Origin of the sequence: Stenotrophomonas sp. Sm6012 (assembly GCF_030985895.1) — a bacterium.
GTDB classification, from domain to species: domain Bacteria; phylum Pseudomonadota; class Gammaproteobacteria; order Xanthomonadales; family Xanthomonadaceae; genus Stenotrophomonas; species Stenotrophomonas forensis.
Genome location: NZ_JAPTFX010000244.1, coordinates 1 through 3,106, shown reverse-complemented (window position 1 = coordinate 3,106; position 3,106 = coordinate 1). Strand labels below are relative to the sequence as shown.

General features: G+C 70.5%; 1 protein-coding gene. It reads left to right on the top strand.

The window, feature by feature from the left end:
- Positions 1–69 precede the first annotated feature (69 nt).
- Positions 70–2,865, top strand: a complete 2,796-nt coding sequence (gene glnE, locus O0J73_RS21990) for a bifunctional [glutamate--ammonia ligase]-adenylyl-L-tyrosine phosphorylase/[glutamate--ammonia-ligase] adenylyltransferase (RefSeq protein WP_308309638.1) — start codon at positions 70–72, stop codon at positions 2,863–2,865.
- The last annotated feature ends 241 nt before the right edge of the window (positions 2,866–3,106 follow it).

The window sequence follows — 3,106 nt, the reverse complement described above, 5'->3', positions numbered from 1 at the left end:
GTATCGACCCGGCCAGCGGCCGGCACTATCGGATCCGTTGCGCCCCGGCCGGGTCGATACAATCGGGCCATGACCCTCGCCCCCGCTGAACTGCCCGCTACCCTGCAGCCCCTTGTCGACCGTGCCCTGGCGCGCCTGGCCCAGGTCCTGCCCGAGCCGATCCCGCCCGACCTGCAGCCGCTGCTGACCCGGCTGGCCGTGGCCAGCGACTTCGCGCTCGACACCCTCGTGCGCCAGCCGGCGCTGTTGGCGCAGCTGGCCGCGCCCGCGTGCCCGCCGATTCCCGCCCCGGTGCTCGACCCGCTGCAGCCCAGCGACTGGCCGGCCCAGCTGCGGCGCTGGCGTGCGGCGATGTCCACGCGGCTGATCTGGCGCGACCTGGCCGGGCTGGACGACGTGGCACAGACCCTGGCTGGCGCCACCACCCTGGCCGAAGACTGCCTGCGGCTGGCGCTGGACGCGCTGCAGCAGGAATTCGCGCAACGCCATGGGGTCATCCGCGATGACCACGGCCAACCCATGCAGCTGGTGGTGTTCGGGCTCGGCAAGCTGGGCGGTGGCGAGCTCAACTTCAGTTCCGACATCGACCTGGTCTACGCCTATCCGCAGGGCGGCGAATCCGACGGGCCGCGCGCGCTGGCCGCCGAAGAGTACTTCGCCCGGCTCGGCCAGCGCCTGGCCAAACTGCTGGACGAAACCACCGTCGATGGTTTCAGCCACCGCGTCGACCTGCGCCTGCGCCCGTTCGGCAGCGCCGGCCGCGTTGCGCTGTCGTTCGCGGCGATGGACCAGTACTTCCAGCGCGAGGGCCGCGACTGGGAACGCTATGCCTGGCTGAAGGCGCGTGCCGTGGCCGGCGACATCGAGGCCGGCGAAGCGTGGCTGCAGACCCTGCGCCCGTTCGTCTACCGCCGCTACCTGGATTTCACCGCGCTCGACGGCCTGCGCGAGATGAAGGCGGCGATCACCGCCGAAGTCGCGCGGCGCGAACTGCACGAGGACATCAAGCGCGGTGCCGGTGGCATCCGCGAAATCGAGTTCCTGTGCCAGGCGCTGCAGCTGATCCGCGGTGGCCGTGAATCGGCACTGCGTGAGCGCCGCCTGCTGGTGGCGCTGGCGGCACTGGTGGCGGCCGGGCAGATCGCGCCCGAGGATGGCGCCGCGCTGCGCGAGGCCTATCTCTTCCTGCGCAGGCTGGAAAACCGCCTGCAGATGCTGCGCGACGCACAGACCCATGTGCTGCCCAGCGACACGCTGGACCGCGAGCGCATCGCCGTCGGCCTCGGTTATCCGGATTGGGAAGTGCTGCGCGCGGCGCTGGCAGAACAGCAGCAGCGGGTCAGTACTGAATTTGCCGCGCTGCTGGCGCCGCGCAAGGGCCAGGCCGCGCCCGATGCGTTGGCCAACTACTGGCGTAGCCTGCCCGACGGCAGCAACGCGCCGCTGCTGGCCGAAGCCGGTTTCCTCGACGCCAACGGCGCCGACCAGTCGCTGCGCGATTTCGCCCAGGGCACGGGTGTGAAGTCATTGTCCGATGCCGCGCGTGCGCGGCTGGATCGCGTCCTGCCGGCGCTGCTGCATGCGGCCACGCGTTCACCGCAGCCCGATGCCGCGCTCAAGCGCGTGCTCGGCCTGCTGCAGGCGGTGCTGCGCCGGACCAGTTATCTGGCGCTGCTGGACGAACAGCCCAGCGCGTTGGCGCGTCTGGTCGATGTGCTGGCGCGTAGTGCGCTGCTGGCCGAGCGGCTGGCCGCCTATCCGCTGCTGCTGGATGAGCTGCTGGACGTGCGCGTGTCCGGGCCGATGCCCGATGCCGCCGGCATGCTGGCCGAGTGCCAGCAGGTGTTGGCGGTGGAAGATCCCGAATCGGCGCTGCGCTGGCTCAACGAGACGCGGTTGGCGCTCAGCTTCCGCATGGCGATGGCCACGCTGGATGGCCGCCAGGGCGCAGTGGACAGCACGCGGCAACTGGCCGAACTGGCGCAGGCGGTGGTGGTCACCGTGCTGGCGATGGCCGAGGCGGACATGCGCGCCGCGCACGGCGAGATTCCCGGTGGGCGCTTTGCGATCATCGGCTACGGCAGCCTCGGCGGCCTGGAACTCGGCTTCGGTTCCGATCTGGACCTGGTGTTCCTGCACGACAACCCAGCCGGGGTGGACGCCAGCGATGGCGCGCGTCCGCTGGAGCCGGGGCGGTGGTATGCGCGCCTGGCGCAGAAGGTGATGGCGCTGCTTGGCGCGGTCACCGCCGCCGGCCGCCTGTACGACATCGACGTGCGCCTGCGCCCGGATGGCGGTAAGGGCTCGCTGGTGTCTTCGCTGGCCAGTTACACCGACTACCAGCGCGAACGCGCGTGGACCTGGGAACACCAAGCGCTGGTGCGCGCGCGTGGCGTGGCCGGCGATGCCAGCCTGCTGGCCGCCTTTGAGCAGGTGCGTGCGCAGACGCTGGGCCGCGAGCGTGATGCCGGTGTGCTGTATGCCGACGTGTTGAAGATGCGCGGCCGCATGCGCACCGAACTGGACCGCAGCGATGCCGCACGGCTGGACCTGAAGCAGGGCGCCGGTGGCGTGGTGGATCTGGAGTTCCTGCTGCAGACCGGCGTGCTGGCGCGCAGTGCGCAGGTGCCCGCGCTGCTGGAACCGCGCGACACACCGTCGTTGATCGATGCGCTGGGCGCTGCCGGTTTCCTGCCCGATGCCACCACGCAGGCGCTGCACACCGCGCACGCGACGTTGCTGGAGGTCGGCCTGGCCTGCACGCTGGATCGGCGGCCACGTTTGGCACCGACCACCCCGGCCATTGAAGAGGCGTGTGCAGCGATCAAGGCGGCGTGCATCGCCGCAGAGCTGCCATTCGCCTGAGGGGCAGCGATGGCTGGGCAATGGCCTGCTTCTGGTGGGTGCCAACCTTGGTTGGCACAGGCCATCAGGGTTCATGACCCTGGCAATGGCCCGCCCTTGGTAGGTGCCGACCGTTGGTCGGCACAGACCATCCGGGTCCATGACCCCGGCAACAGCGTGCCAACCAAGGTTGGCACCCACCGAATCATTTCTCCCACCGGATCAATGGCCTCGCCGCTACCCCGCTTCTGGGGGGGGGGGG

What these genes read in the sequence shown, in the direction of transcription:
- glnE (WP_308309638.1), top strand. Translation starts at nt 70, where the DNA reads ATGACCCTCGCCCCCGCTGAACTGCCCGCTACCCTGCAGCCCCTTGTC.